Annotated in this window: 3 protein-coding genes; 1 reads left to right on the top strand and 2 read right to left on the bottom strand. The window is 70.5% G+C overall.

What is annotated here, in order from left to right; genetic code table 11:
- A partial coding sequence (locus N878_RS18295) for a DJ-1/PfpI family protein (RefSeq protein ID WP_021445029.1) occupies positions 1-524 on the bottom strand: 524 nt, incomplete at its 3' end.
- Between the two features lie 110 nt (positions 525-634).
- On the opposite strand from N878_RS18295, the gene N878_RS18290 reads away from it, so the two are divergent.
- On the top strand, positions 635-1,558 hold the full coding sequence (locus tag N878_RS18290) for a LysR family transcriptional regulator (protein WP_021445028.1): 924 nt from the start codon (positions 635-637) through the stop codon (positions 1,556-1,558).
- On the opposite strand, the gene N878_RS18285 is transcribed toward N878_RS18290, so the two are convergent.
- The coding region (locus tag N878_RS18285) for a substrate binding domain-containing protein (RefSeq protein WP_021445027.1) at positions 1,548-2,239 on the bottom strand (692 nt) is incomplete at its 5' end. The two genes, N878_RS18290 and N878_RS18285, sit on opposite strands and share 11 nt — an antisense overlap.

The raw sequence follows: 2,239 nt of genomic DNA, 5'->3' as shown, positions 1-2,239 counted from the left end.
AGCAGCGCGATGGGGCCGTGGCAGATGGCGGCGGTGGGCTTGCCGGCCTGGTGGAAGTGGCGCAGCAGCGCGCCGACCTGCGGGTTGTTGGCCAGGTCGATCAGCGGCGCGTGGCCACCGGGGATGAACAGCCCCTCGTACTGCCCCAGGTCGCCGGCCAGCACTTCGTCGAGCGACAGGCTGTCGTCGATGCCCGGCAGCCCGGCCACCACCTGCTGGATGCGCTGCATCTCGGCCGCGTCACCGCCGAAGTACTGCGGGTCGACGGACTTCTGATCCACGCTCGGCGCATTGCCCCTGGGCGTCACCAGCACCAGCTCGTAGCCGGCCTTGAGCAGGCGGTCGGCCGGCACGCCGAACTCGTTGAGGTAGTAGCCGGTGGCGTAGTGCTGGCCATCCTTGAGCGCCAACTGGTTCTCGCTGGACAGCAGCACCAGCACCTGGCCCTTGGGCTCGGCGGCGAAGGCCGGGGTGGCGGCGAGGCCGGCGAGCACGGCCAGGGCCAGCGGGTGGAAGGTCTTCATGGGCGGTCTCCGTTGAATGAGGCGAACGTGGGTCCGTTCGGATGAGGCGAATCTTAGGCGGACGGTTATGATTCGATAATTCGAAAGCTCTTATTCCTGGTATCCAAAAAGTGAATATCGCCAACAAGGACCTCAACCTGCTGCTGGTCTTCCACATGCTCTACCAGGAGCGCAACGCCTCGCTGGCCGCCGCGCGCATGGCGCTGAGCCAGCCGGCGCTGAGCCACAAGCTGAACAAGCTGCGCCACGAGCTGGGCGATGCGCTGTTCGTGCGCGCCCCGCGCGGCCTCACGCCAACGCCGCGGGCCCATGAGCTGGCACCGCTGGTGCAGCGCCTGGTGGCCGAGTTGGAGGCCTTCTACGACCAGTGCGAGGGCCGCGACTTCCTGCAGCGCGCCGAGCGCATCCACCTCTACACCACCGACTACATCGAGCAGACCCTGCTGCCCGCCCTGCTGCCGCGCCTGCGCGAGCAGGCACCCAACCTGCTGCTGATCACCCACAACACCCGTGGCCTGCTGCCGCGCGAGGAGCTGGAGAAAGGCACCTGCGACCTGGCCATCGCCGGCTTCTACGCCAACCTGCCGGACACCTTCCGCCAGCAGCGCCTGCTCTCCGAGGACTTCGTGGTGCTGGCCGCGCGCGACCATCCGCGCCTGGCCGGGGGGCTCGACCTGCCGGCCTACCTGGCCTGCGAACACCTGCTGACCACCCTCACCGGCGACCTCAACGGCCTGGTCGACCGCGCCCTGCAGGCCCAGGGACAGACGCGCCGGGTGGCGGCCGGGCTGTCCAGCTTCATCGCGCCGAGCCGCCTGGTGCGCGGCAGCGAACTGTTGCTGACCTGCCTGCGCTCGGTGGCCGAGGAAGCGGTGGCGCGCGACGCCTCGCTGGTGCTGCACCCCCTGCCGGCCGGCCTGGAATTGCCGCAGGTGGAGGTGATGCAGATCTGGCACGAGCGCACCGACGCCGATCGCCTGCGCCGCTGGCTGCGCCAGCAGATCCAGCAGGTGGCCGGCGAGCTCAGGCGCTGAGGCCGTCCAGCGCCAGGCGGCTGCGCTCGAACCAGCCCAGCAGGTAGTCCGCCAGCGCCTGGGTACGGCGCGGCAGGGCGCCCTGCCAGGGGTGGACGAGGAATACCGGGGTGCTGCGCGTCTGGTAGTCGCGCAGCAGCCATTGCAGGCAGCCACCGGCCAGCTCGTCCTGGACCATGTAGGACGGCAGGCGGGCGATGCCGGCGCCGCTGAGCGCCGCCTTCTTCAGCAGGCTGTAGTGGTTGCTGGCCAGCTGCCCGGACACCGGCACCCGCTCCAGGCGGTGCTGGCGGTGGTACAGCCACTGCTCGAAGCCGCTGTAGTGGGTGTTGAGCAGGCACTGGTGCCGGCTCAGCTCGGCCGGCGTCTGCGGCGCCGGGTGGCGCGCCAGGTAGGCCGGCGCGGCGCAGGTGATCTCCTGCAGGGCGAACAGCGGCCGCGCCACCAGGCGCTCGTCCTGCTCCACGCCGGAGCGGATGGCCAGGTCGAAGCCATCGGCCAGCAGGTCGCGGTAGGCGTTGGCCAGGTCCAGCTCGACGCGCACCCGCGGGTAGCGGCTGGCGAAATCCAGCAGCAGGGCATCGAAGAAGGTCTCGCCGAGCGACACCGGCACGGTCAGGCGCACCGTGCCGGCCACCTCGTCCTGCAGGCTGCGCACCGCCTGCCGCGCGCGCTGGGCCT

The organism is Pseudomonas sp. EGD-AK9, from assembly GCF_000465935.2.
Lineage (GTDB): Bacteria > Pseudomonadota > Gammaproteobacteria > Pseudomonadales > Pseudomonadaceae > Aquipseudomonas.
Note: the sequence above shows the minus strand (reverse complement) of the source record. Positions and strands in the feature narration are given on the sequence as shown.